Consider the following 24,235-nt stretch of genomic DNA (forward strand, 5'->3'; position numbering starts at 1 on the left):
ATCCATTGCCGAACCTATCCTAAAAATCATTTCCCATAACATATTTCGCAACATTATTGGCCCTGCTCCGCGACTGGTGTCAGCGTAACAACGAAACTTGCTGCATACAGGACGCATATATCATGAGCGCCAGCACATTACCGGTACTGGATTTAGCGCTGCTGGAGCTACCCACAGCGGAGCAGGCGGAACATCTCACTGAATTACGGGAAACAGCGCGTGATGTCGGTTTCTTCTACCTGGTGAATCACGGCATTAATGCGCAGCTGCTGCAAAATGTGCAGAGCATTACCCGCGCTTTTTTCGCCTTGCCGGAGGCAGAAAAGCAGCGCGTATCGATGATCCATTCACCGCATTTCCGGGGTTATAACCGTGCCGGGGTGGAATATACCCGTGAGCAACGTGACCAGCGTGAACAGTTTGATATCGGTGCTGAGCGCGTCGCGTTGCCGTTGTTACCGGGTGATCCGGCCTGGAAGCAATTGCAAGGCCCCAATCTGTGGCCAGAGGCCTTGCCACAGCTGCGCCCGGTTATTCATGCCTGGCAGCAGGCGATGACCGATGTGGCGCTGCGCCTGCTGCGTGCATTTGCCCGATCGCTGTCCCTGCCAGCCGATGCATTTGATGCGTTGTACGGCACCCATCCGAATGAACATGTGAAGTTGATTCGCTACCCCGGCCAGGCTGCGCATGAGAGTCAACAGGGTGTCGGCGCGCATAAAGATTCCGGCTTCCTCACCTTTTTGTTGCAGGACGAACAGGGGGGATTGCAGGTCGAGGTCACACCGGGCAATTGGATTGATGCGTTACCGAAACCGGGCGCTTTTGTGGTGAACATTGGCGAACTGCTGGAACTGGCGACCAATGGCTATCTGCGCGCCACCGTTCACCGGGTGATCTCACCACCTGCCCGTAAAGAACGTATCTCCATTGCCTTTTTTCTTGGTGCGCAGCTTGACGCGCAGGTGCCGCTTTATCAATTGCCGGAACCCCTGGCGACCGAAGCGCTGGGACCCACCAGCGATCCGGCAAATCCACTGATTCGTGATGTTGGCTGGAATTACCTGAAAGGACGTTTGCGATCTCATCGTGACGTGGCTCAGCGTTATTACGCCGACGTTCTCAATACCGTTAAATCATAAAAAGAAAGGGAAACATATGCATAAAAAGGTGATAGCGACGCTGGCTTTATTTTCTCTGGTGAGCAGTTACGCTTCTGCGGCCGCACTGCGTGTGGCTGCCGATCCGGTGCCGCACAGCGAAATTCTCAACCAGATCAAGCAGACAGATAAAAAGCTCGATTTGCAGGTGATTGAGCTGAATGGCAACCTCAACGCCAACGAACTGCTGGCGCGCGGGGATGTCGATGCCAACTATTTCCAACACGTGCCTTACCTGCGCGATCAGGAAAAAGCGCTGGGCGAGAAGTTCGCCGTGGTGGCGACGGTCCATATTGAGCCGTTAGGGATTTATTCACACAAAATCAAATCACTGAAAGATGTACCTGATGGGGCGCAGGTGGCGGTGCCGAATAACGTGACCAATCTGAGTCGTGCTTTGTATCTTTTGCAGGCTAATGGGCTGATTAAACTGAAAAGCGGTAGTGCTGGCTCGCTGGTGACCAGCGCGGATATCAGCGAAAACCCACATCATCTGAAGATTATTGAAATTGAAGCACCACAGCTACCGCGCGCGCTGGATGATGCTACGCTGGCTATCATCAACGGTAACTATGCGTTGCAGGCGGGTTTGGTGCCGTCAAAGGATGCGCTGGGGCTGGAACAGGCGAAAGACAACCCGTATGCCAACGTACTGGTGACCACACCGAAGCTGGCACACGACCCGCGTATTCTGGAACTGGCGAAAGATCTTGAGTCAAAACAAACGGCTGAATTTATTAATCAGCAATACAAAGGATCGGTCATTCCGGTGCATCAATAATTCCTGCCACCACCCGCATCTGGCGGGTGGTATTCCCTTGTGCCTGTGTTATATTTCGCCACATTCATCCGCAGTACTTTTCACATAACCCCTTAACTTTACTTGAAAATACACGCTGTTTTCTTTTTTATGCCTGGAATCTCCGTCTGTTACCGACGTCTGATCGGGTTGGCGGTGACGGTTGTCCTTCTGAGCGGCTGCGGCACGCTGTCGCAAACGTCTGCCCCGGTAAGTGACAACGTTTATCTCTCCCACAGCGCTTTCCGCGATAATGTCGATGACATGGTTCGCCATTATATGCAGCAAAAGCAGGTCTCCGGCATCAGTATCGCGATTATCCATCAGCGCGGTGAACCGCAGTTTTACAGCTTTGGCGTCACCGACGCGGTGCATCGCTACCCCATCACCCCCGATACCTTGTTTGCGTTGGGATCGCTGAGCAAAGGGATCACTGCTGAGGTGATCATCCAATTGGTGAACCGGGGGGAACTGCACTGGACCGACACCCTGGGCACTCTGCTGCCTGCATCGGTGCCGCTTAGCGCCGATGCCAGGCGGATAACGTTGTTGCAACTGGTGACGCATACTTCGGGCCTGCCGCGACAGGGGATGGATGTGTCGATGTTGATCAAATTTTTGCGTTACCTCTCCAGTGGCGAGAATTTTTACACCAATCTGGATAGCGATGCAGTGTTGGATTATCTGGCGGATTTCCACGCTCCCGACAATCCACGGGCGCAATATTCCAATCTGGGGTTCGCGCTGCTTGGCTATATCTTGCAACATCGTTTTCATCAGAACATTGAAGCCCTTGCCCAACGTAATCTGTTTATTCCGTTGGGCATGACCAGCAGCAGCTTTAATGCGCCGCAGTTGCGCAATTTTCCGTATCGCGCGCTGGGTCATGCTGGCGATCAGCCAAAGCTGATTCCCCGAGGTCAACTGACGCCAGACTGGCAATTTAGTAACAATATGGTTGCGGCGGCAAGCTTGTACAGCAACGCGCGGGATTTGATCCGTTATCTCGACGCACATCTCAGCACCACGCCAGATGCGGCGATCAATCAGGCCTTTTCCCAGATTGGACAGGGTTATCAGCAGCACGGAAATCAGTCACAGAATATCGCCTGGGTTACCGATCGTTATGCTGACCAGCACATTACTTACCAGGTGGGCTATATTGGGGGCTACTCCAGCTTTATCGGATTTGATCAACGCAACGGGAATGCCATTGTCGTACTGCAAAACGCCTTTAACTGGAGTAATTATCTTGGCATTGCGTTATTGAGGAATTTAGCGCAGCAGGGTCGACAGCCTTGATATAACACGGTTGCTTGCAATTAAGCCTTGCGAATTTGCGCGGTGGCTGTTGTATGCTGTCCGGCGAAATTTGACGCGCAGGTTGCGGTGCACAGCGTACCGGGGAACCTTCCGCGTGTCGCAATTGTCAGTAAACTGAACATTGAATAATTAACCAGAGTGGACATCACCATGCGCAGGACTCACGCCGTATTTCTTTCTGCAGGACTTTTTCTGGGCTCGTTAACCCTGACGCCCGCCGCGCTGGCCGAAGGCGAGCAAACAGATAACGTGCCGCCGCCGCCGCAGGTTGAGCAAACCGCCCCGGACGCGCAGGCCCAGGCTCCGGCTCCGGTAGACGTAACCCCCGCACAACCGCAGGATAACGCCGCACAGCCTGCCGCACCGAACAATTACGACCTCACTACTATCGTTATCGACTACAAAGAATACAAAGTCGGTGATGTGGTGCCGGATGAATATCGTGGTAAATCCTACATCATTGCTGAATGGCAACCGCGCCATCTGCCGGCACCGCAGGACAACACCCACTGGGCGTATATCAACGCGAATTACATCCTGATCACCAACGACACCGGCAAAATCGTGATGGCGAAATCCGGTGACATCTTCTTCAAAGGCTAGCGATTAATCAGACGCGCTAACTGCGTCACCGCATTGCCGATTTGACTGGTGCTGGTATTACCGTACCCCAGCACCAGTCCTTGCTGTTTTTTCTCGCCCAGATAAAACCCTGACAACGCACCGGGCGCGTAACCGGCCTGAATCAGTTGGTCTGCCAACGCGATATCCTGCACGGAAGGCGGGAGCTGTAACACCAAATGCATGCCACATTCCCCCCCCAGTAACGACACCTGCTCGCCCAATTGCTGAAGTAATGCGCTGCGCAGGGTGGCCTGGCGTTGTCGGTACAGACGCCGCATTTTGCTCAGATGACGGCTGAAATCGCCATTACGGAGAAAATGCGCCAGTGCCTGCTGCTCGGGGCGATTACCGCCGCGCAGCAATTCATGTAGCGCCGGACGTAGGCGCGGCAGCAGTTGCGGTGGCAGCACCATAAAACCGAGGCGTAACGCCGGAAACAGGGTTTTGCTAAATGAACTCACGTAAATCACCGGCGCTTGCTGGGCCATTCCCTGCATCGCCGTGATAGGTTCGCCGCTGTAACGGAAATCGCTGTCGTAATCATCCTCGATGATCCACGCCTGATGCTCACGCGCGGCCGCCAGTAACGCCAGGCGGCGTGGTGCACTCATCACTACGCCGGTGGGGTATTGATGTGTCGGTGTGGTGTAGATAAGCCGTGGCGGGTGTTGCTGCCAGTCTTGCGGCTGTGGAGCCAGCCCTTGCGCATCCACCGCTATTGGCTTGATGTGCATATCCCCGGCACGCATCGCGGCTTTTGCACCGCGATAGCCCGGTTCTTCCACCCAACCGGTGTCACCCGGATTGCTCAGCAACAAAACACATAACGACAACGCCTGCTGCGCACCTTCGGTAATGACAATTTGCTCAGGGGTACAGCGTACGCCACGTGCCAGAGCAAGATGCTGGGCCAATGCTTCGCGTAGCGTCCGCTCGCCGAGCGGATCGCCATAGCCCAGTAACTGTTGGGGCTGATGTTGCATCACGCGATTAAGAGCGCGTCGCCATTGACCAAGTGGAAAGTGCGACAGCGCTGGCACACCCGGCCTCAGCGCCATCTCCTGGCTGAACGAACGGTGGGATGAACGCAGCTGCGCCACACGTGATGCCAGCTTTAGTTCGCTGTCATTTTCTGCTGTGCTGGAGTATTCCGGCAACTGCGCGACCGGAGTAATGCGGCTGCCCTGACGATCGCTAACCAGAAATCCTTCTGCCTGTAGCTGGTTCCAGACGGCGATTACCGTGTTACGCGAAACCTGAAGCTCAAGCGCCAGTTGGCGCGTGGCGGGCAACCGGGTGCCCGCGGGAAGTTTACCGGTCAGAATCGCCTGCCGGATACGCTGGAACAGCTGTTGTTGCAAGGTCAAAGGATGATCGTTTGTCAGTGGTGCCAATAGCAGGGTGCTGAGGTTGCAGTCGTTCATGCTGTGCTCGCGTGGATCTAACAATAAGCATGATTGTGGCGCTTTTTAATGGACCAGCAAAGTGGCAACTTACGGTCTATACCTTATCCAACGACAGAGAAAATACGATGTCTCAGAACACCAATGCGTACGGACAACCTGTAGGGTTTGCATTGCCAGACTGGCAACCGCGCCCGTGGCCGGAATTTATCACCTTTACCGGTGACTATTGTCAGCTCGAACCGCTCAGTAGCGAACGCCATGGGTGCGAACTCGCTGCCGCGTTTGCGTTAGCGGGGGATGGACGGGACTGGACCTATATGTTCGCAGACCCCTTTGCTGATGAAGCGGCTTATATGGCTTATGCACGCCAGATTGAGAATGGTCGCGACCCCATGCATTTTGCGGTGATCGACAAAGCAAGCGGCCGTGCTGTAGGGACGCTGGCGTTGATGCGCATCGAGCCGAATCATGGCGTGATCGAGATCGGACATGTGGCATTTTCTCCGCTTTTGAAGCAAACACGGATGGCGACGGAGGCCCATTATCTCCTGATGCGCTATGCGTTCGAGCAACTCGGCTATCGCCGCTACGAGTGGAAATGCGACAGCTGTAATCAGCCATCACGTAATGCGGCACTACGGCTGGGGTTCCAGTTTGAAGGGATTTTCCGTCAGGCCATTGTCTATAAAGGCCGCAGCCGTGATACCTGCTGGTTTTCGATTATTGACAGCGAATGGCCACAGGTGAAGCAGGGCTTTGAACGCTGGCTGGCAGCGGACAACTTCGACACTGAGGGAAGGCAGCGCAACCGGCTGGAAGCGCTGCGTCAGGGTTAAGTCAGAAAGATATATTTGCTGGCCGCCAGCACGATAGCGCAGGTGGCCGCCATCATGACCCGCTTCAGCCATTGCAGCTCTTTCTTCATCCCGACAATCTCGAGATGCATGCCATTGATACGGGAATCGGTGTTATCAAAACGCGCTTCAAGTTTCTCGAAGCGTTTATCAACCTGTTCAAAACGTTTATCAACCTGGTCAAAGCGCTCATTCACGTTTTTCTTAAACTGATCAACCCGATCTTCCAGGCGATCAACGCGTGTGTTGAGGGCTTGCTGCCCCTTTACCACACCCTCCATCGCCTGGGATAGATCGGTTTTGGTTAGGGAATGTTCCTGCTGCATTTCGGCGAAGATCTCGACCAGCACCTCAGCCTGGCGTTCATCCACGCCGGCTTGCTGCAACGATTTGTAAGCTTTATGGGTGTTCATCATCGTCAGTATCATCCCTGTTCTCCCTGAATGGTGTTCTCTTGCCGAGAAAACTATCCAGGATGTGATAGTTGCGCCATGTAATTGTGTTTATTTTGCGCGCTATCTCGAAAAAAATCAATTAGTACAAAGAGTAACGGGGTTTTCATGGGAGGCCGCCTGTACCGGGGCACAGGCGGGTGGGGGATTAATTATGAGCGTATTTGCCGCTAATTTTGTTGCCGGAGGATGGGGTTTCATCCTCTTCATCGGTAATGGCGGGTACGGACAAGCTGGCTTTGACTCCCCAGAAATAGCAGACCAGCGAAGCAACGATGGCGAGGATCATATCCAACGGTGCTCCAATCACACCGCTGCCGCCGTAGGTGCCCAGCATGGAAATCACCAGCACGGCAATGTAGTAAGCCAGCAGCCACCAGGCGCAGCGCAAATCCTGACTGAACTGGCTATTTTTCTTACCAAAAATGGCATAACCAACCCAGGCAATAATCAGGATCGGGATGAGGATTTCATTCACGGACCAACCGCTCCAGTAAATCAGCAGGGTACTGGCAACAAAAGCCAGTGGGCTGAGAATCGCAGCGATCGGCAGACGGAACGGGCGCTGCATATCTGGTAGGTGGTTACGGAACGCGCCCAGGGTTATCGGGCCGGGCATGTAGGTGAAGACGGTTGCGGAGGTCACTGCACCGATCAGACCACCCCATACCTGAAACTCTGATGGCAGCGTCCAGACAATCGCCAGCAGCAACGACAGCCACAGCGCGCCGCGCGGTACGCCGGATTTCGCATCCACTTCGCCAAACACTTTAAACAGATGGCCGTTACGCGCCCAGGCGAACAACACGCGTGCGGCACCTGCCAGATAGATGTTACCGGTCCCGGCGGGGGAAATGACGGCATCGATTAAAATCAGGTTAATCAGCCAGGTGAGGCCAAGGCTACGCGCCAGATCTGCATAGGGTGACTGGAACACCTGCTTCAGACCGGCCCAGCCGTGCTGTGACAGCAAATCTGTCGGCACCGCACCCATAAAGGCATATTGCAGTGCCAGATAAATGACGAAGCTGACGGCAATGGCAATACCAATCGCCAGCGGCACGTTACGCTGTGGGTTTTTGGCTTCGCTGGCAAAATCCACTGCCTGGCGAAAACCGAGGTAGGCAAACACAATCCCTGCGCCAGTCAGTGAGCTGAAAACGCCATGTGCGCCGCCCGGTGGTGCCGGTGGTACATCAAGATTTGGCGCATGGAAGTACAGCAGCAGTGTAACGATGGTGAGCAACGGTACGATGAATTTAAAGGTGGTGACGATGGTGTTAACGCGCCCAAAGAAGCTGACGCTCCAGTAGTTGAGCAGAAAAAACACCACCAGCAACCCAATCTGCACGGCAAATCCCAACCCGGTTGGGCTGCCATCCGCGTGGCCCAGGGCCGGCCACCAATAAATAGCGTACTGACGCACCGCCTCAACTTCTACCCCGGCGGTACTGGTGTAGGCCAGTAGGGAACTTACGCCAATCACAAAGCCGACGATATTGCCGTGTGAATAGTTGGGATAGCGAACAAAGCCGCCTGCACGCGGGAGTGCTGATGAAAGTTCAGCGTACACCAGGCCAATCAGCAGTACGATTACCGCCCCTAATACCCATGCCCAGCCGGTATGACTACCGGCATAGCCGGAGCTATTGAGTGCGGCATATAACCAGCCCGACCCGATCATCGATCCAATGCCAAGTAACGACAGATCGACCAACCCCAATTTCTGTTTTAGCCCACTTGACGCCATAATATGCCCCTGTCTGATTATTAGATGTTGTGAGAGGGGAATAAAGCATATTGCGTGCCAGTAATATTTTACTGATGTGAAGGTTTAGCGGTGAAATAAATATTCTGGCATCAATTGGAGAATGTCTGGTTTAAGTAAATGCCTGACATGGAAAATAGGTGAATCAATATATTTCGGAGCTACCTGAACCTATAGATTCGCGGTGCAGGGCGCACCGCGATGATCCAAAATAAACATTATGCATGTAGTTGAAACATTATGTCACTCCTGCAACAATCATGAAATAATTCACCTTAACCCTGTGGTTGTGGAATAATTTTAATATCCACCATGCCAATGCCTAATTTACGTGGGTCCTGGCCGATGATATTTCCCACATTCGAAGGTTGTGGCTCCGGCGGGGTAATAATTAAATTATGGCTACCGCCCGGATTGGTGAAGTGCAGCGTGGTGGTCGAAACATCGTCACCCAGCGTTAATTCCTGTTGCTGATCGCCAACGCGGACCGGAATCGGTCGATGTGCATTCGGACCAAATGCGCGGGCGGTGATCACCACATCAAAACTTCCCGGCAGCGGGTCGACATATTCGATGTTCACTTCCGGTGCCAGATTGGCGTTAGACCAACGTCCCCACAGCTCCGGGCGCGAAATACCGGTGAAACTTTTCACATTCTGCGGTGCGCCTGGTACGTTAAGCATAAAGCTGTCTGCGCTGTAGCGTATGGCGTTGTCTTCAATACGGATCTGCTGCTCATTGCGCTGATATTGGGCATCGCTGAGTGCGGTTTGCGGGAAAGTCGCTTTCCCCTTCCATATCGGTTTATCGATACGCGTTACCGTCGGCTGGCCACCCATCTGTCCCATCGCGAGACAGAGGTCACCGGAAAGCGCCAGTTCAGGCTGCCACAGACGTGCCATCTTAAAGCAACGATCAACCCAGACGAACTTCTCCGCCGCAGTGAAGTCTGCCAACTGATAACGCAGCGGTGCCGAGTACTCACCTTCTGGTAGCGGCTCTACACGTTTATCACCCACGCGGAACAGAATTGGCAGCTTAAAGGTGGTGCCTGAGAAGCTAAAGGTATTCTTCTGCTGATCGATGGTGAAGGCATCGAGCTTGCTGGGGAAATTCCACAGTTGAATGATATCCGGTTTCCACGTCAGCACCTTCTGCGTCATGTTATCAAACTGGGCGGAAAGTGAAGGTGAACTCAGGCCGCTGCGGCCAAGGCCAATGGCTTTGTCGCCACCGAGAATATCCAGCACGGTCGCGCCGTTATCCAGGGTGCTGCGCTTGCCGTCGAGGACTTTCGCCTCCGGTTGATCGCCACGAATAACCATAAACAGGTCATGGCGTGGTTGCTGGACCAGATATTGATGCGCAGTATTGTTCATTGCCAGGTGATCGGACGTCACCACAATGATGGTGTTTTTAAACCAGGGTGAGGCTTTGATACGTGCAATCAGCCGTGCCACATGTTCCTGAGAACAGGCGACCGCGCTGAATGATTGGTTTGGCTTACCATCATAGCTATAACTTTTGTGCTCGCAGGTGCGGGAAATAAAACCGTCCGGGTGGTGGGTATCGACGGTGAGGGTAAAGAGCGCAAAGCGTTTCTGCTGGCGCGACAACTCCTCATACTTCTTAAACACTTCATCCATCACGGTATCATCGTAGTAACCCCAGTTGTTGCGATAGTCGGGGTCCGCTACGCGATCTTTCAGCTCCTGTGCACCGTACATATGTGCCGGGTCAAAACCATGCGATTTCAGGAAGGTATCTTTACCGGCAAAGCGCAAGTCAGCACCCTGAATAAACCAGTTCTCGTACCCGGAATTTTTGAGGATATCACCGAGACAGATATTTTGTGGGAAGAAGCTGGAAAGTGCGGCCGAAGCATTGTCCTGGAAGGGGGCAAACAGCGGAATACCACATTGCGAGCCAACCATCCCAGCGATGGTGTAATCCGTACCGGGTAATTGTTCCGTGTTGCTGAAATCCAGGCTTTGATCTTTTTCACGGCTTAGCTCGGGTGCCAGACCGGGAAACGTTTTTTCGTTAAAGTAGGTACGTTCCAGACTTTCGCCATAGATATAGACCAGATTGAGTTTTGGCTCGGCAATCGCCGATTTTGGCGTTTTGAAGTAAGTCTCGAAATCGGAATCTGCCAGTCGATTGTGAGAGGCAATCAAATCCTTTACCTGACGAAATGCCGGGGTGGTTTGCACTGAACCCGCGGCACAGGCAATCGCCAGCAGGCTCCAGCCGAGATGATGTTTCTGTTTGCGACGACGCAGCACCCATGTGAGCAGGCAGAACAGAAGAAATAAGGCAATGATGATACCGATTGCCGGCACCACGTATTTGCTGATACCCGCACCGGTCAGGCTATTCGTCAGGGTATAGAGTACCGCGTCATTAATGCCGTCGCCGGTAAAATAGTTGCTGGCATACAGCGTGATGTTAAGCACGATGAACAGGGTAAGAAGAAGCAAAATCACACCAAACCAGAACTTATTGCGCCCGGCTTTGTGGGAATAGACTGCAATCGCAGCTAAAAAGAGTACAACCGATAATAACTCGGACAAGGTCGGATCCTCAGGCTGATTAAATACGCAATCCGTGCGTAACCACCCTCTTTGGGGGTTTTTGCGTCAATCTATATTGGCTGTCACATGTCTGCAACACGACCATTCAGATTTGTGCGGCTGATTTGACTTTGTTTAATGCGTGTTTAGGTGGGCTATGGTTTGCACTGGCAGCAATGAAATATTGCTGCCAGAAAAGGGGGAAAGAAGAGGATCAGAGTTTGCCGGTCAGATACTGCGCTTCGCCATCGGCAAAGCTCCAGTCACCTTTACTGTTGGTAATAAAACTGATCATCAGATCGTTCCCTTGCACGCCACTGCTTTCCTGTAACTCGCGCGCTAACTCTGCCATGAAGCGCGTTTTCTGTTCTTCACTTCTCGGGCTGGTGTAGACGCGGACCATCACCAGATTGTCACTGCGTTCAAAACCCAGGCCGGTGTCCTGAAAAACCATCTGGTATCTTTTGTTCTCGTGAACAATCTGATAGCGATCGCGTGGTGGAACGTTAAAGGCGGTCAGAACGGCGCGATGAGCCGCATCCAGCAGCGTACGTAATTCTGATTCAGAACGGCCCTGAATCACGTCAAATTGCAGTAACGGCATAAATAAACCCTCGTTTTTGCTCACATGGAAAGAGTAGGATGTGGCTCTATGCTGCCGCGTGCCGCTGCAAAGAAAAAGCGCGCTGCCTGAAATGATTATTTATTATTTTGAACAATCATCATGAAAGAGATTAAAACCGATGCCCTCTGGGTGCACCTGCACTGGCTTACGGTGTTGGCCGAACTGGGCAGCTTTACCCGAGCAGCTGAGCGTCTGGACGTCAGCAAGGCGGCGATGAGTCAAAAGATTAAAGAACTGGAAGAGATGGCGGGCGTGGCGCTGGTGCAACGTACCACCCGCAGCGTGCGCCTGACTTCTGCCGGGGAAAAGCTGGTGGATGAGTTGCGTGATCCTTTTGCGCGCATCGAACAAAGCTTTTTCAGTGTGCGTGATGAAGCGGGACCAGTGCGCGGCATGGTACGTGTCAGCGCCCCTGTGGCGTTTGCCCGGCAACAGCTGGTGCCCATCCTCGGCGATTTTTTGCGTGAATATCCGCAGGTGCGCATCCAACTGGATGTAACGGACAGATTGGTGTCACTGGGCAGCGAAGGTTTCGACCTGGCGATACGGCATAGTCAGCAACTGCCAGAAACGCATGTCGCATTACCGCTATGTGAAACCCAGACGTTATTGGTGGCATCCCCCGCTTATCTACAGGCGTGCGGTACGCCACAAACGCCACAGGCGTTGCAGCAGCACAATTGCCTGTATTATCCACGTGGGATCGAGTCACCGCAGTGGCGCTTTCGTCAACAGAGTAGCGGTGGCGAAACGGTGCAGGTCAGGATCCAGGGGAACTTTGCCACCAACAATAGTGAATCGATTCGCGATGCTGCGTTACAGGGGATCGGTATTGCTATGCTGCCAGATTTCAGTGCCAGTGCAGCGCTGGCGGCGGGTACCTTGCAACAGGTGCTGCCACAGTGGCAGTCAGTGGACGCCTTCGCCGATCGTTTATGGGTGGTGCGCCCTTATGCAGCCCAGGTGCCTCGGGCGGTCACCACCTTTATTCACTGGCTACGCGCGCGCTTTGTTGATGGTTGAGGGCGAGACCAGCGCAACCGGTGCGTGTGGTTGCATCATTTGTCCCAGCAAACTGGTGCGGTTGTAGTTGCCGAGACGCAGGTTGAAGTCGAGATGCAGACGTTCATTGCCGCTCAATTTAATCACCGGTGGCGGGTTGTGCGGACGCTGATGAAATAACACCGATTTGGCAAAAGCTGCGCTATCCCAACCGCTCAGGCGTTGATAAAAATAGGCGTTGGCTTCGCCTTTACGCAGATAAATATTTGCCCGGCGATATTCACGCATCGCAGCCTGCTGCGCCAGCGAGCAGAGCTGCTGCTCCGGCTCGGCCATTTTTTGCGCCAGCAGAGTATAATCATCACGCTTAGTCAATTCACAGAAAAAACGTTGCGCACCGAGATGTTTTATCGGCGTATACTGTTTTTGCCATTCGCGAATAAAGGGATTATTGGGGCTGGCAGCGAGGAACCAGTTTTCCATCACCGGCGACAGGTAATTCATCGTTGATACTTCACAATAGAAACCAATCACATCCATGGGCCTTTCCTGATGCACCCGGTGCACCCATGCGAGATCTTCAAACAACAGGGTGCTGCAATCAATGGCGATGCCGCCGTAACGAAGTAATAATTCCAGCCTGATAGCGTCACTTTTTTGCGTCAACGTTAATTCAGGGGAAGTGAAGATAAAATCGGGCAGGACTTCTTTTACCGTTACACGATTTAACAGATGCACCTGATGATCGGGATTATCCTGGCGGATTTTTTGAATATTTAACGTCATTGATTTTGGTAAATATTCATCGTCCCAGTACATCCAGACTATTTTAGGTATCTCCACCCGATCTTTTTCGGCAGAAATTAACACCACATTATCCTCTTCGCTCGGATCATATTCCGGGGCGCTAAGATTATTTTGCTGCTTTTTTTGCAGTAACATCTGGCTGGTAAAAGCAATTTTCTGCCAGTTGTGCCACAGCATACGGGCAGTTTGGAGGCGTTTTTTTGTCATGGTGCACCTGATTATTGTGATTATGGCGGTTGGGAATTCCCTGATGCTGGCGCGTGGGCGCGCTCTTGTTTCCTCACGGCTGTGTGTAAAAGACTACCCTTGCTTAATAAAGCATTCCTGCACGCGAGGCTACCACTTTCTTTATCTTTCAGATAAACCGGAAAATGAATGAACCACTCAGGTTAAAATTATCATGAAATAAGTTTATTAATGGGTGAGGGTTTAATTAAAAGCGACTAAGACTATTCCTAATAAAATAGATTGTCACTGTGGTTTGCTGCGGAAAATATTAAAAATGAGAGCTATGCAATGGGTTAACCGTGCTGGATTTATCGCTGGCCTGGCCAATGCAGATCCGAGTTGGCTACGCTTAAAGGCAGTTGTTAACAAAAAGGAGGCATTATGCAGCCAGACAAGCGCGGATTACTGGCAGTCGATAAGCAGGGCAATCGCGTGCTGTTTCTCAACCCGGACACCTTTGCTGTGCAACAGGAATTGAATGCCTTTCCACCCCGGCCACATGAGTTGTTAATGCTGCCGCAGTGGGAGAAAGCCTATGTGCCGATTTATGGTGATGGGATCCACGGCAATAATCCCCATCCGGGCCACAAAATCGCGGTGATTAATTTGCGACAGCGGGTGATTAGCGGTTTTATCGATCTCACGCCATTGCAGGCTCCACACAGCGGTCAGCTGGGGCGCGATGGCAAAGTGTATCTCTGCTGTGAAAACAGCGCTTCGGTGGCTGTGATCGATCCCGTCACGGACCAGTTGGAGAAAACCATTCCCTTGCCGTCACATAACGCGCACCGCCTGGCGCTGTCGCCCAGTGGGCGCAAGCTGTTCACCGACAATGAAGAGGATGCCAGCATTACGGTGGTGGATCTGTGTGAGGCTGAAGGGCGGGTTATCGATACCATTCTGATGCCAGGGCCGATTGCGGGTATTGCTGCGTCACCAAAACATCCTTATCTGGTCGCCAGTGCGGCAGATGCGCCATTGCTTTATGTTGTTGATCGTCAGAGCCATCGTATTCGCCAGCGGTTGCGTTTACCGGGTCATCAACAGCCTTGTCAGGTGGTGCGTTTCAGTGCCGACGGTGAGCGGCTGGTGGCGATTGGCGATCACGAGGCGGTGATCACCCTGTTTGACGATCTGCTTAATCCGCTGGGCGATATCGTGGTGGGTGATAAACCGATGGACGGCTGTTTCAGCGATGACAAACGCACGCTGCTGATTGCCAATGAAGGGGAAGGCTCGTTAAGTGTGATCGACTTGGTGCAATTGACGGTGATTGCGACGCCGCAGGCCGGAACGGGTTGTGAGGTGCTCAGTTATTTTACCCTCAAATGAAGGGTCGATGATAAATGGCGCTGCTCCAGTGGCGGCTACTGGCGTGTTTCTCCGCCTGCCAACCGCGTTTGCGCAGTTCACGTGCAATCAGTTTGTTCATTATGCCATGACCGACCAGCAGCACCGTGCCACGGTTCGATAGCACAATCAGTTTGTCGGCAGCCTGGCAGGCGCGTTGGCGCGCATGCTGCATCGATTCCACATGCCCGGAGTAGCCACATAGCCACAGCATGCGTAGCAATGCCAGCCAGACGTTGAGCGGCAAATGCAGCCTTTCGAAGGGCAGCAGCGGCATTGCGACCTCGCTGAACACCGCATCCACGGTATGTGGCTGTAGCCCCAGGCGTGTCAATGAGGAGCGTGCACGCGGCAGCGGGCTGGAGGCGATCACGTTTGCCAGGCTGGCAATAGCCATGCTGCGCGGTGGCGGCGAATCGCAGATATCAGCCTGGTCATAACCTTCACACCAGTCGGCCAGCGCTCGCGCCGTAAAGCGCCCGCTTACCGGATGGTCGGGTTTGCCATGTCGCATAAGGATGATGGTCATAGCGCCTCTGAATGATTCTCTCCAGTGTAATGCAACCTGCACAAGTGGCAGGATTTAAGACAAATTCTCATTTGTCATCAAAGCTTAACCGAATTATGCGACAAGTGGCGCGATGCAGGTTCAATCGCCACTTTGCTAATGATAAGCAGAAATCGTTAATCGCGTGCAGTTTTGACGTTTTTTTGCTCGCTCGCATTGAATGTAATGTCATGAATTGACGCCATTTTTATCAATAATCCCTGAGAGATAGTAAAGATAAATTAATTGTTTTTACTAAATTCACTTGATTTATCTACGCGCGTAGATAGACTGATTGCACAGTGATAGCTCACGGTGCCAAAGATGAAGTTGGCCTTGAGATGACGAAGTTACATTTGCCTTTTTAATGCGACCGGTGAAAAAAACATCGGCGAAGTCTGGCAAATCAGAGAATTCCAACACCAGGGAATCCTTGACTGACCTTGCATCCAGGTTTGCCTACTAAACGTCTCCACCGGGGCGTTCCGCTTGTTGCAAGGGAACCAGACCACGGAAGGGCGTTTGATCGATCCTCATCTATCAGGGAAATGGTTATGACGGTACATCACTCCGTTTCGCAACAAAGCGCACTGTCTTCTTCTTCGGCTGCCGATGCGCGGCTTGAAACCTCCTCCGGCCGCAAAGATTTCTGGCGTGCCACATTATCCTGTTGGCTGGGCACGGCGATGGAGTATGCGGATTTCGCGCTCTATGGCCTTGCTGCCGGTATCATTTTTGGCGATGTGTTCTTCCCCGAAGCCAGCCCGGCTATGGCGTTGCTCTCCAGTTTTGCCACCTGGTCGGTTGGGTTTATTGCCCGTCCCATTGGCGCGCTGTTATTCGGCTGGATTGGCGATCGCAAAGGACGCAAAGTGGTGATGATCACCACCATCATTCTGATGGGGGCCTCCACCACGCTGATTGGCTTCATTCCTTCTTACGCCAGCATTGGCTTGTGGGCGCCTGCCTGCCTGGTGGTGCTGCGCTTTACCCAAGGGCTGGGTGCGGGTGCCGAGCTGTCCGGTGGTACGGTGATGCTGGGCGAGTATGCGCCTGTTCAGCGTCGTGGGCTGGTTTCTTCGGTGATTGCGCTCGGTTCCAACAGCGGCACGTTGATCGCTTCACTGGTCTGGCTGGCGGTGGTGCAGATGGATCAGCAAAGTCTGCTCGCCTGGGGCTGGCGTATTCCGTTCCTCAGCAGCGTACTGATTGCCCTGGTGGCACTGTGGATCCGTCGTCATCTGCGTGAAACCCCGGTATTTGAGCGGCAGCAGGCGGAACTCAAGGCGGAACGTCAGGCTACCCTGACAACCCATTCTGCACCGATCGATACCCGTAGCTTTTGGCAGCGTAGCCGTGCTTTCTGGACCATGGTGGGCTTACGTATCGGCGAGAATGGACCGTCGTACCTGGCGCAAGGTTTTATCGTTGGCTATGTCGCGAAAGTGCTGATGGTGGACAAATCGGTGCCGACGACTGCGGTGTTTATTGCCTCGATTTTGGGTTTCCTGATCATTCCTTTGGCGGGCTGGCTCTCTGACCGTTTTGGCCGCCGCATCACCTATCGTTGTTTCTGCCTGCTGCTGATGTTTTACGCCTGGCCAGCTTTCCATCTGCTCGACAGCCGTGACCCGGCGATTGTCATTCCGGTGATGGTGGTGGGGATGGCGCTGGCGTCGCTCGGTATCTTTGGCGTGCAGGCAGCGTGGGGGGTTGAGTTGTTTGGTGTGAAACATCGTTACACCAAAATGGCGGTGGCAAAAGAGCTGGGGTCTATCCTTTCAGGAGGCACCGCGCCCTTAGTGGCGGCGGCGCTGCTGTCGTTTACCGGCCACTGGTGGGCCATCGCGGTCTACTTCAGCGCAATGGCAACCATCGGCTTTCTGACCACATTTGTGGCACCGGAGACGCGTGGGCGCGACCTCAATCTGCCGGATGATGCGATCTGATGGCACGTTAAACCGCATATGCTGTAGCGGCGCGATTGGATGCCAGAAACAGAATTCGAGGTAAAAGTAGTGGCTAAATCGCCGTCCGGAAATGTTACACGTAGTGATGTCGCCAAAGCTGCAGGAACCTCCGTGGCGGTGGTGAGTTACGTCATCAACAACGGACCGCGTCCGGTGGCGGAAGCCACGCGGCAGCGGGTGCTGGAGGCGATCAAGCAAACTGGCTACCGGCCAAATGCTGTGGCACGAGCGCTGGCATCCGGCAGCACCAAAACCTTTGGCTTAATCGTGCCCAATATTGCCAACCCGTTTGTCGCGTCCATGGCGCATCTGTTGTTGCAGGAGTCGCTGACTCACGGTCACGTCATGTTGCTGGGCGATGCCGGTGATGACCGTCAGCGCGAACTGGAGCTGATTCAGGGCCTGTTAAACCGTCAGGTCGATGGCTTGTTTTACAACAGCGTCGATCGCCATCCTTACATCGATCTTATCAAAGCCAGCGGTACGCCGTTCGTCATGCTCGATCGCGTTGACCCCCAGCCCGGTGTCAGCATGCTGCGGGTAAATGAGCGCGAAGCGGCGCGTCAGGTAACGGCGCATCTGCTCAGCCACGGTTATCAGCAGGTTGGGATGATCAGTGGCCCACTGGAGATGCTGAATGCGCAGGATCGTATTCAGGGCTGGCGTGATGCGCAGGCTGAGTATGGGCTGCGGGCTGATGATGCGCTGATCTTCCCCGCCAGCTATACGCGACAGGGTGGTTACGATGCGGCGTGGCGGATGATCAATAGCCATCGGGTGCCACGCGCCCTTTTTGCCAGCAATGAGGGGCAAGCGATTGGCTGCATCCGTGCCTTTGCTGAATATGGCTTACGCGTCCCGCACGATGTTGCGTTGGTCTGTTTTAATGGTACTGAGCAGTCGGCATTTCATGTGCCGACGCTGACAACAGTACGCCAGCCGCTGCGTGAAATGGCGCAGCGCGCGATTGCCATGCTGAAGAACTGGGATGGCGAGGCGGAGCTGGCGGAATTTCCTCACCATCTTGAGATCGGTGAGTCCTGTGGTTGCCAACTAACCAGCCGAAAATAAATAACATTATGAAAAGATTGATTATTGATTGTGATCCGGGGAATGGTATTGCCGGTGCCAACACCGACGATGGGTTGGCTCTGGCCTTAGCGCTGGCGTCACCGGCTTTATCAGTGGAGTTGATCACCACCGTCACCGGCAATACGCCCTGTGCGGTGGGAGCGCAGGTGGCAAAGGATCTGTTGCAACGCCTGGGGCTGAATATTCCGGTGGTGCAGGGCGCTTTGCAGGCATTGCGTGAAGATCCTGCCCCGTGGCGCGCCCGCCTTGACGGTGTGGAGGATAAAAAATTGGCTGAACTGTGGCGCGGAGTACGTCAGCCACAGCTGCTACCGGCTGACGGCAATGACGCTGCGGGCGTGATGGGCCAGCTGATTTGTGACAATCCCGGTGAATTCACGCTGGTAGCAATTGGTCCACTCACCAATGTGGCACAGGCGCTGCAACGTTATCCGCAGATGGCGGAAGCGGTGGCAGAGATTGTCATCATGGGGGGCGTGTTTGCGCTTGACGATTATGTCAAAGACACCAATTTTGGCCTCGACCCGGAAGCGGCACATCAGGTGTTGCACAGCGGTGCGACGGTGACGCTGGTGCCGATGGACGTCACCACCCAAACCTTGTTGACGCATCAGGATCTCAGCCGTCTCACCCGCAATGAACATCCGCTGACCCAGTTTGTCCGTGAAACCCTGCGACCGTGGATTGACTACTCCATTCGTACCCGCCATTTACCCGGCTGCTGGATCCATGATGCTTTGGTGGTCGCCTGGTTGCTGAACCAGCGCGTTGCCGACGGTATGGATTATCATGTTGATGTGGAATTACGGCCCGGTGCCACGCGCGGTAAAAGCTGGCGCTATCGCACGCCACTGCGCCTCGATGTAGGAATCCCCTCTGATGCCGGGGCGCTGGTGCATGTCTTGCACAGTGTCGATAACCCGCTGCTGCTGGACATCATCGAGCAGGCATTTAACGGCCTGAGCAGTTAAAAAAAGCCCGGTCATCGCGCTGGCGATGACCGTATATCATCTGACATGCTTCCTTACACCGGGACGCACTCGCTGACAATTCCACGCCACATTCCGCCTTTCTGACATGCTATATACAAATAGTTAACAAAATAGTAACCGATGCAATCATTCGCACGGTAACGTTCACAAGAATGTCCGGCCAACGATCCGGGCGCTGTCAGACAGGATACCCCTATGTTTAACTGGACTGCGACGCAACGAAATGTGGCTTTTGCCAGTTTCGCCAGCTGGACGCTGGATGCGTTCGACTTCTTTGTTCTGGTGTTTGTACTCAGCGATCTTGCCCAGTATTTCCACACCAGTGTTTCTGATGTTTCTATCGCGATTATGCTCACGCTGGCGGTGCGGCCAATTGGTGCGCTGCTGTTTGGTCGTCTCGCGGAAAAATATGGCCGTCGGCCAATTCTGATGCTCAATATTGTGTTGTTTTCGCTGTTTGAGCTGCTGTCGGCCTGGTCACCCAACTTTGCGGCTTTCCTGACGTTCCGCGTGATTTACGGCGTGGCGATGGGGGGGATCTGGGGCGTGGCCTCGTCGCTGGCGATGGAAACCATCCCGGATCGTTCGCGTGGTTTGATGTCCGGTATTTTTCAGGCCGGTTACCCCTGCGGCTACCTGCTGGCATCGATCATCTTTGGCTTGTTCTTCGCAAGTGTGGGCTGGCGTGGGATGTTTATGATTGGTGCGTTGCCGATTCTGTTGCTGCCATTTATCTATTTCAAGGTGCCGGAATCGCCGGTGTGGCTGGCGGCGCGCGAACGTAAAGAGAGTACCGCCTTGCTGCCGATTATCCGTCAACACTGGAAAATCTGTATCTACATGGTACTGCTGATGGCGTGCTTCAATTTCTTCAGTCACGGCACCCAGGACCTCTATCCCACCTTCCTGAAGGTGCAGCATCAGTTTGATCCACACACCGTAAGTATCATTGCGATTGGCTACAACATCGCGGCGATGCTAGGCGGTATTTTCTTCGGTTCGCTGTCGGAACGTATCGGGCGCAAAAAAGCCATTATGCTGGCGTCGTTTCTGGCGCTGCCAGTGCTGCCGTTGTGGGCATTTTCCAGCGGTTCATGGATGATTGGTATCGGCGCGTTTCTGATGCAGTTTATGGTGCAGGGCGCGTGGGGCGTAGTGCCGACCTATCTGACTGAGCTGGTGCCCGCCAATGCCCGCGCGGTGCTGCCTGGCTTTGTGTATCAACTGGGCAACCTGATAGCCTCGGTAAACGCCACCCTGCAATCACGCATTGCAGAAGCGCATGGGGGGAACTATGGCTTAGGGATGGCGATTGTTGCCGGGACGGTGGCGGTGCTGATTTGCGTGTTTGTTGCTTTTGGGCGCGAAACGCGTGGCATCGAAATATCCGGTGCTGTGGCGCGCGAGCCGCATTAAAGCGACTCGCAGACGTCAATCCATTTTGCCGCAGTGAGATCGGCCATGCGCTGCGGCGAAATGCGTACCGCGTTGTAAATCGAACCGGCCGCTGGTAGCACCTCATCGTAGCTGCGTAATGAGACATCGCAATAGACGGTCAGCGGATTCTCCAGCCCAAACGGACTGACCGCGCGGGCAGGATGCCCCGTCAGATTAACGACTTCATCGACGCACAGCATCCGTGCTTTCCCACCGAGCGCCGCTTTTAATTTGTCATTATCAAGGCGTACATCGCCACGTGTGACAATCAGCACGACGTTCTCTTTTACTTTAAAAGACAGGGTCTTGGCGAGTTGCCCTGGCTCCACGCCATGTATGCGAGCGGCCAGTTCAGCGCCCGGCATCTCGATGATGTCGACATCTGGTGCATGTTCGGCAAGGAAGTGCCGTACCGACTCGAGGCTCATTTTTTTCTCCGGCAAAATCAAGCGCTAAAACTGCCATAAGCCCTGACGGCTGTAAACGAGAATGCTGGAGAATCTGTAACAGAATTTACTGACTTCATACCGCTTTTATTGTGCAGTTACCACAACGCTCAATGTCGGGAATCCGGTAACGTTGACAGCAGCTGCGGCGCTCCATGGCACCATTACGTGGGATCATGGTGCGGTAAAGCGGATTATCGCTGCCATCCAGTAGAGTCGGGGTGAAGAACAGCGCCTGCTCCAGATGTGACACCACCGCTTCAGGCAATTGGGCTTTCAATTCTCCGAGGAACCACCAGAAGGAGAAACCCATATTGTTCCAAATCAGTTTGGCGTTGATGTCGCCATGCTGTGCCATGCCGTTAACGGCCGGGATCAGGTACTGCTGAATCAGGCGATCGAGGCGTTGCCGCTCATTGAGGTAGCGAGCATCCTTATCTTCCTGCACATCAATCCAGAAAGCACAGGGATGACCGGTTTCATGGAATTCAACGTGAATCAGGTGCGGCGCACAGTTCAGCGCACGTGGCTCCAGCAGCAGTGCCAGCATCAACGGTGACAGCAGCAATCCGAAATACCATTGCGCCCACAGCGACTGGAGTGGCTTCGCCTCATGCGGGACATCAGGATGATTACGATACAAATGATCGCTATAGCGCTGGGTGAGGTAGCGGTAATGGTGGGGTTCAGACCATTCGGCGAGCGTTAACGTGCCAGCCGGAGCAGGCTTACCGAGTTTTATCGTTTCCAGCATGTAGCTGCGTTGTTCACGCATCAGATCTTCCAGGGCGCTCGCCAGCGGGCGATCGCTTTGGATAAAGATCAGGGGATGGTCGCTGTAGCGATGATCCTGACGGGTGATAGTAGCCATGCCGGTCCTGAATGAAAACGGGAAGCGAAAAACAAATGATAATCGTTCCCGCTTCAGCTCACAAGACAGTCTGGCTGCGGATTCACCGCTGCTACCTCCCTGTCAGGCGAGATCTTTGGTATCCAGCGGTGCTTTGGGTAAATCCTCCCACGCAAGAATGGTATTACGTCCCTGATTTTTCGCCACATACAGGGCACGATCGGCATTGGCGACTGCCTGATCAAAATCATCATCGAAAATGGGCGCAATCCCCGCGCTGATGGTGACATGGGTCGATACTTTCTCATTAAAGCGGTGGGGGATTTCCAGGTCAACCACGTATTGGCGGATGCGTTCGGCCAGTTTCATGGCAATGGAGGCATTCACATTGGTCATCAGTACCAGAAATTCCTCGCCACCGTAACGCGTCACGACATCGCGTGAGCGTACAGCATCGCGGATCGCCACCGAGACCCGCGCCAGCGCCTGATCGCCCATCGCGTGGCCATAGTTGTCGTTGTAGGCCTTGAAGTGGTCGATATCCAGCAACAACACGAAGTGGCTGCCTGCGTGGTTTTCCAGAATCGTATCAAGACGGTTTTTCAACCCACGGCGGTTATATAAACCAGTCAGCGGGTCCAGCATGCTTAAATCGCTGAAACTCTCTTTCTCTTCATAGAGCTGCCGCACCAGACGCCGGGTGAAATGATCAAATCGGCGACGCATCAGATGGTGTAATGAAAAACCAATCAGCGGCAGGGTGATGGTAAACAAAATCATCATTAAATGCTGACCATCATCCAGGAGCAAAACGGTGAATACCGGTGGCGTGATGTGTAGACAGAAAGCAACTAAATAATCACTGAGCGCAATGGCACTGACGAAAAATACGCTCAACAGACTGATTATTAAAAAGCTGCCATCAAAATAGAAAACCAGATGGTATTTGTGGTTTATGTGCCATGCCCATAATGCACCGAATAACAACGCTACAGGATTTAATAGCGGTAATTTTAGTTTTGGGCTGATTAAACAAAGCGTAAGTAAAGATATGCTAAACCCTGCCACCAGTACTGCTGGCAGTGAGTGGGTGCTGGATGCCTCCCCTAAAAACGGTAACAAAGAAAATAGTGAAACAGCGACATTCAAAAACAGAAAAAGCATCAGTGAGAGCCGATATTTGCTGTGTTTCAATTCATCGTAAGATTGTAATTTCATTATTATTACTCGTAACAGCCCTGAAATATCAAAGCGCTACCCGGCCGGGATATTCTCTCTGCCAGGGTAATGAGCACATTATTGCTGTGTTATCAAAATAGTTATCGGCGGCAATTTAGCATTTTCCAGTAGTACTGTCATCCGCAGGGCTTTTACGATAAAAAAATCCGCTGCAAAATGAGAAATACTATCATATGATAATACGAATACTTATCATTTGAGGGTTGCGCGATGATCATGGCGATGTTGACTGCCTGCGGCTTATGGGGCGTGAGCTGGATTATGGGTAAACGCCTGGACAGCGGCTGGGGTGTGTTGTTGCCCTGTGCGGCGATGCCGGTCTTCGCGCTGTGGGAACCCAGTTTCAGCCAGTGGCGGTTAGTGATGATTGTGGCACTGCTACTGACTGTGGTGATGCTGTTCCATCATCGCCTGCGTCATTACCTGTTGCTGCCTTCCTGTCTGGCGTTGGCCGGGGGATTAGCGGCGGTATCGGTAAATTTTCACCTGATCTGAATAGCAGAAATAACAAAATCACGCATAAGCGTGAGCAGGGGCTTTAAACATCATGGAGAGAGCGAACGAGGAAGGATGACAACGTTGGTGCGAAGAGAGGGACTTGAACCCTCACGTCCGTAAGGACACTAACACCTGAAGCTAGCGCGTCTACCAATTCCGCCACCTTCGCATCGAGTTGTCTGTTCATATCACC

Annotated in this window: 22 protein-coding genes and 1 tRNA gene; 12 read left to right on the forward strand and 11 right to left on the reverse strand. The window is 53.4% G+C overall.

What is annotated here, in order from left to right:
* Positions 1–122 precede the first annotated feature (122 nt).
* The 4 genes from AC6I8W_RS02995 (at position 123) to AC6I8W_RS03010 (ending at position 3,885) form a co-directional block, all read left to right on the forward strand.
* Entirely contained in the window at positions 123–1,142 is a 1,020-nt protein-coding gene (locus tag AC6I8W_RS02995; RefSeq protein WP_497836915.1) for an isopenicillin N synthase family dioxygenase, read from the forward strand.
* 16 nt (positions 1,143–1,158) lie between these two features.
* Entirely contained in the window at positions 1,159–1,941 is a 783-nt protein-coding gene (locus AC6I8W_RS03000; RefSeq protein ID WP_497836916.1) for a MetQ/NlpA family ABC transporter substrate-binding protein, read from the forward strand.
* A 129-nt stretch (positions 1,942–2,070) separates the two neighbouring features.
* On the forward strand, positions 2,071–3,261 hold the full coding sequence (locus tag AC6I8W_RS03005; protein WP_497836917.1) for a serine hydrolase domain-containing protein: 1,191 nt from the start codon (positions 2,071–2,073) through the stop codon (positions 3,259–3,261).
* A gap of 171 nt (positions 3,262–3,432) precedes the next feature.
* Positions 3,433–3,885: an RcnB family protein gene (locus AC6I8W_RS03010; RefSeq protein ID WP_497836918.1), complete on the forward strand. Its 453-nt coding sequence runs from the start codon at positions 3,433–3,435 to the stop codon at positions 3,883–3,885.
* Here the strand turns inward: AC6I8W_RS03010 and pdxR are convergent.
* The gene (gene pdxR, locus AC6I8W_RS03015) at positions 3,882–5,330 is read right to left on the reverse strand and encodes a MocR-like pyridoxine biosynthesis transcription factor PdxR (RefSeq protein ID WP_497836919.1); all 1,449 of its coding nucleotides are present in this window, start codon (positions 5,328–5,330) and stop codon (positions 3,882–3,884) included. The genes AC6I8W_RS03010 and pdxR overlap by 4 nt on opposite strands.
* A gap of 107 nt (positions 5,331–5,437) precedes the next feature.
* Between pdxR and AC6I8W_RS03020 the strand changes: the two genes are divergently transcribed.
* Positions 5,438–6,148, forward strand: coding sequence for a GNAT family N-acetyltransferase (locus AC6I8W_RS03020; protein WP_497836920.1), 711 nt, complete (start codon positions 5,438–5,440; stop codon positions 6,146–6,148).
* Here the strand turns inward: AC6I8W_RS03020 and AC6I8W_RS03025 are convergent.
* The 4 genes from AC6I8W_RS03025 to AC6I8W_RS03040 form a co-directional block, all read right to left on the reverse strand.
* On the reverse strand, positions 6,145–6,594 hold the full coding sequence (locus AC6I8W_RS03025; protein WP_497836921.1) for a hypothetical protein: 450 nt from the start codon (positions 6,592–6,594) through the stop codon (positions 6,145–6,147). The two genes, AC6I8W_RS03020 and AC6I8W_RS03025, sit on opposite strands and share 4 nt — an antisense overlap.
* A gap of 172 nt (positions 6,595–6,766) precedes the next feature.
* A complete protein-coding gene (locus tag AC6I8W_RS03030; protein ID WP_480368042.1) occupies positions 6,767–8,368 on the reverse strand; it encodes an APC family permease in 1,602 nt (533 codons plus the stop codon).
* Positions 8,369–8,661: 293 nt separating this feature from the next.
* Positions 8,662–10,959, reverse strand: coding sequence for a phosphatidylglycerol--membrane-oligosaccharide glycerophosphotransferase (opgB, locus tag AC6I8W_RS03035; protein ID WP_497836922.1), 2,298 nt, complete (start codon positions 10,957–10,959; stop codon positions 8,662–8,664).
* Positions 10,960–11,173: 214 nt separating this feature from the next.
* Entirely contained in the window at positions 11,174–11,563 is a 390-nt protein-coding gene (locus AC6I8W_RS03040; RefSeq protein WP_497836923.1) for a tautomerase family protein, read from the reverse strand.
* Between the two features lie 120 nt (positions 11,564–11,683).
* On the opposite strand from AC6I8W_RS03040, the gene AC6I8W_RS03045 reads away from it, so the two are divergent.
* The gene (locus AC6I8W_RS03045; RefSeq protein ID WP_497836924.1) at positions 11,684–12,607 is read left to right on the forward strand and encodes a LysR family transcriptional regulator; all 924 of its coding nucleotides are present in this window, start codon (positions 11,684–11,686) and stop codon (positions 12,605–12,607) included.
* On the opposite strand, the gene AC6I8W_RS03050 is transcribed toward AC6I8W_RS03045, so the two are convergent.
* Complete coding sequence (locus AC6I8W_RS03050) at positions 12,581–13,600, reverse strand: glycosyltransferase family 32 protein (protein WP_497836925.1); 1,020 nt, start codon at positions 13,598–13,600, stop codon at positions 12,581–12,583. The genes AC6I8W_RS03045 and AC6I8W_RS03050 overlap by 27 nt on opposite strands.
* A gap of 402 nt (positions 13,601–14,002) precedes the next feature.
* Between AC6I8W_RS03050 and AC6I8W_RS03055 the strand changes: the two genes are divergently transcribed.
* Complete coding sequence (locus AC6I8W_RS03055; RefSeq protein WP_497836926.1) at positions 14,003–14,953, forward strand: YncE family protein; 951 nt, start codon at positions 14,003–14,005, stop codon at positions 14,951–14,953.
* Here AC6I8W_RS03055 and AC6I8W_RS03060 read toward each other — a convergent pair.
* Positions 14,946–15,500, reverse strand: coding sequence for a histidine phosphatase family protein (locus AC6I8W_RS03060; protein WP_497836927.1), 555 nt, complete (start codon positions 15,498–15,500; stop codon positions 14,946–14,948). The genes AC6I8W_RS03055 and AC6I8W_RS03060 overlap by 8 nt on opposite strands.
* Positions 15,501–16,072: 572 nt before the next feature.
* Between AC6I8W_RS03060 and AC6I8W_RS03065 the strand changes: the two genes are divergently transcribed.
* The 4 genes from AC6I8W_RS03065 (at position 16,073) to AC6I8W_RS03080 (ending at position 20,988) form a co-directional block, all read left to right on the forward strand.
* Positions 16,073–17,467, forward strand: a complete 1,395-nt coding sequence (locus AC6I8W_RS03065; RefSeq protein ID WP_497836928.1) for an MFS transporter — start codon at positions 16,073–16,075, stop codon at positions 17,465–17,467.
* A 39-nt stretch (positions 17,468–17,506) separates the two neighbouring features.
* On the forward strand, positions 17,507–18,559 hold the full coding sequence (locus AC6I8W_RS03070) for a LacI family DNA-binding transcriptional regulator (RefSeq protein ID WP_497836929.1): 1,053 nt from the start codon (positions 17,507–17,509) through the stop codon (positions 18,557–18,559).
* Positions 18,560–18,567: 8 nt separating this feature from the next.
* Positions 18,568–19,551, forward strand: a complete 984-nt coding sequence (locus AC6I8W_RS03075; RefSeq protein ID WP_497836930.1) for a nucleoside hydrolase — start codon at positions 18,568–18,570, stop codon at positions 19,549–19,551.
* Between the two features lie 216 nt (positions 19,552–19,767).
* Complete coding sequence (locus AC6I8W_RS03080) at positions 19,768–20,988, forward strand: MFS transporter (RefSeq protein ID WP_497836931.1); 1,221 nt, start codon at positions 19,768–19,770, stop codon at positions 20,986–20,988.
* Here AC6I8W_RS03080 and AC6I8W_RS03085 read toward each other — a convergent pair.
* From AC6I8W_RS03085 to AC6I8W_RS03095, 3 genes are all read right to left on the reverse strand, one after another.
* On the reverse strand, positions 20,985–21,437 hold the full coding sequence (locus AC6I8W_RS03085; RefSeq protein ID WP_497836932.1) for a YbaK/EbsC family protein: 453 nt from the start codon (positions 21,435–21,437) through the stop codon (positions 20,985–20,987). The genes AC6I8W_RS03080 and AC6I8W_RS03085 overlap by 4 nt on opposite strands.
* A gap of 94 nt (positions 21,438–21,531) precedes the next feature.
* Positions 21,532–22,326 carry a siderophore-iron reductase FhuF gene (gene fhuF / locus AC6I8W_RS03090; protein WP_497836933.1) on the reverse strand — a complete coding sequence of 265 codons (795 nt, stop codon included), beginning with the start codon at positions 22,324–22,326 and terminating at the stop codon, positions 21,532–21,534.
* 102 nt (positions 22,327–22,428) lie between these two features.
* On the reverse strand, positions 22,429–23,523 hold the full coding sequence (locus tag AC6I8W_RS03095) for a diguanylate cyclase domain-containing protein (RefSeq protein WP_497836934.1): 1,095 nt from the start codon (positions 23,521–23,523) through the stop codon (positions 22,429–22,431).
* Between the two features lie 231 nt (positions 23,524–23,754).
* Between AC6I8W_RS03095 and AC6I8W_RS03100 the strand changes: the two genes are divergently transcribed.
* Positions 23,755–24,039 (forward strand): DUF1435 domain-containing protein, encoded by a 285-nt coding sequence (locus AC6I8W_RS03100; protein ID WP_497836935.1) that lies wholly within the window; start codon positions 23,755–23,757, stop codon positions 24,037–24,039.
* 85 nt (positions 24,040–24,124) lie between these two features.
* Here AC6I8W_RS03100 and AC6I8W_RS03105 read toward each other — a convergent pair.
* Positions 24,125–24,211, reverse strand: a tRNA-Leu gene (locus tag AC6I8W_RS03105).
* Positions 24,212–24,235: the final 24 nt, after the last annotated feature.

This window comes from Pantoea sp. X-Soil-TKNS-1211, from assembly GCF_059730495.1.

Coding starts and splice junctions, on each gene's coding strand:
- AC6I8W_RS03050 (WP_497836925.1), bottom strand. CDS start 13,600: ATGACAAAAAAACGCCTCCAAACTGCCCGTATGCTGTGGCACAACTGG.
- AC6I8W_RS03005 (WP_497836917.1), top strand. CDS start 2,071: ATGCCTGGAATCTCCGTCTGTTACCGACGTCTGATCGGGTTGGCGGTG.
- pdxR (WP_497836919.1), bottom strand. CDS start 5,330: ATGAACGACTGCAACCTCAGCACCCTGCTATTGGCACCACTGACAAAC.
- AC6I8W_RS03010 (WP_497836918.1), top strand. CDS start 3,433: ATGCGCAGGACTCACGCCGTATTTCTTTCTGCAGGACTTTTTCTGGGC.
- AC6I8W_RS03055 (WP_497836926.1), top strand. CDS start 14,003: ATGCAGCCAGACAAGCGCGGATTACTGGCAGTCGATAAGCAGGGCAAT.
- AC6I8W_RS03095 (WP_497836934.1), bottom strand. CDS start 23,523: ATGAAATTACAATCTTACGATGAATTGAAACACAGCAAATATCGGCTC.
- AC6I8W_RS03080 (WP_497836931.1), top strand. CDS start 19,768: ATGTTTAACTGGACTGCGACGCAACGAAATGTGGCTTTTGCCAGTTTC.
- AC6I8W_RS03020 (WP_497836920.1), top strand. CDS start 5,438: ATGTCTCAGAACACCAATGCGTACGGACAACCTGTAGGGTTTGCATTG.
- AC6I8W_RS02995 (WP_497836915.1), top strand. CDS start 123: ATGAGCGCCAGCACATTACCGGTACTGGATTTAGCGCTGCTGGAGCTA.
- AC6I8W_RS03075 (WP_497836930.1), top strand. CDS start 18,568: ATGAAAAGATTGATTATTGATTGTGATCCGGGGAATGGTATTGCCGGT.
- AC6I8W_RS03060 (WP_497836927.1), bottom strand. CDS start 15,500: ATGACCATCATCCTTATGCGACATGGCAAACCCGACCATCCGGTAAGC.
- AC6I8W_RS03045 (WP_497836924.1), top strand. CDS start 11,684: ATGAAAGAGATTAAAACCGATGCCCTCTGGGTGCACCTGCACTGGCTT.
- AC6I8W_RS03025 (WP_497836921.1), bottom strand. CDS start 6,594: ATGATACTGACGATGATGAACACCCATAAAGCTTACAAATCGTTGCAG.
- AC6I8W_RS03065 (WP_497836928.1), top strand. CDS start 16,073: ATGACGGTACATCACTCCGTTTCGCAACAAAGCGCACTGTCTTCTTCT.
- AC6I8W_RS03000 (WP_497836916.1), top strand. CDS start 1,159: ATGCATAAAAAGGTGATAGCGACGCTGGCTTTATTTTCTCTGGTGAGC.
- AC6I8W_RS03070 (WP_497836929.1), top strand. CDS start 17,507: ATGCCAGAAACAGAATTCGAGGTAAAAGTAGTGGCTAAATCGCCGTCC.
- AC6I8W_RS03030 (WP_480368042.1), bottom strand. CDS start 8,368: ATGGCGTCAAGTGGGCTAAAACAGAAATTGGGGTTGGTCGATCTGTCG.
- AC6I8W_RS03100 (WP_497836935.1), top strand. CDS start 23,755: ATGATCATGGCGATGTTGACTGCCTGCGGCTTATGGGGCGTGAGCTGG.
- AC6I8W_RS03040 (WP_497836923.1), bottom strand. CDS start 11,563: ATGCCGTTACTGCAATTTGACGTGATTCAGGGCCGTTCTGAATCAGAA.
- fhuF (WP_497836933.1), bottom strand. CDS start 22,326: ATGGCTACTATCACCCGTCAGGATCATCGCTACAGCGACCATCCCCTG.
- AC6I8W_RS03085 (WP_497836932.1), bottom strand. CDS start 21,437: ATGAGCCTCGAGTCGGTACGGCACTTCCTTGCCGAACATGCACCAGAT.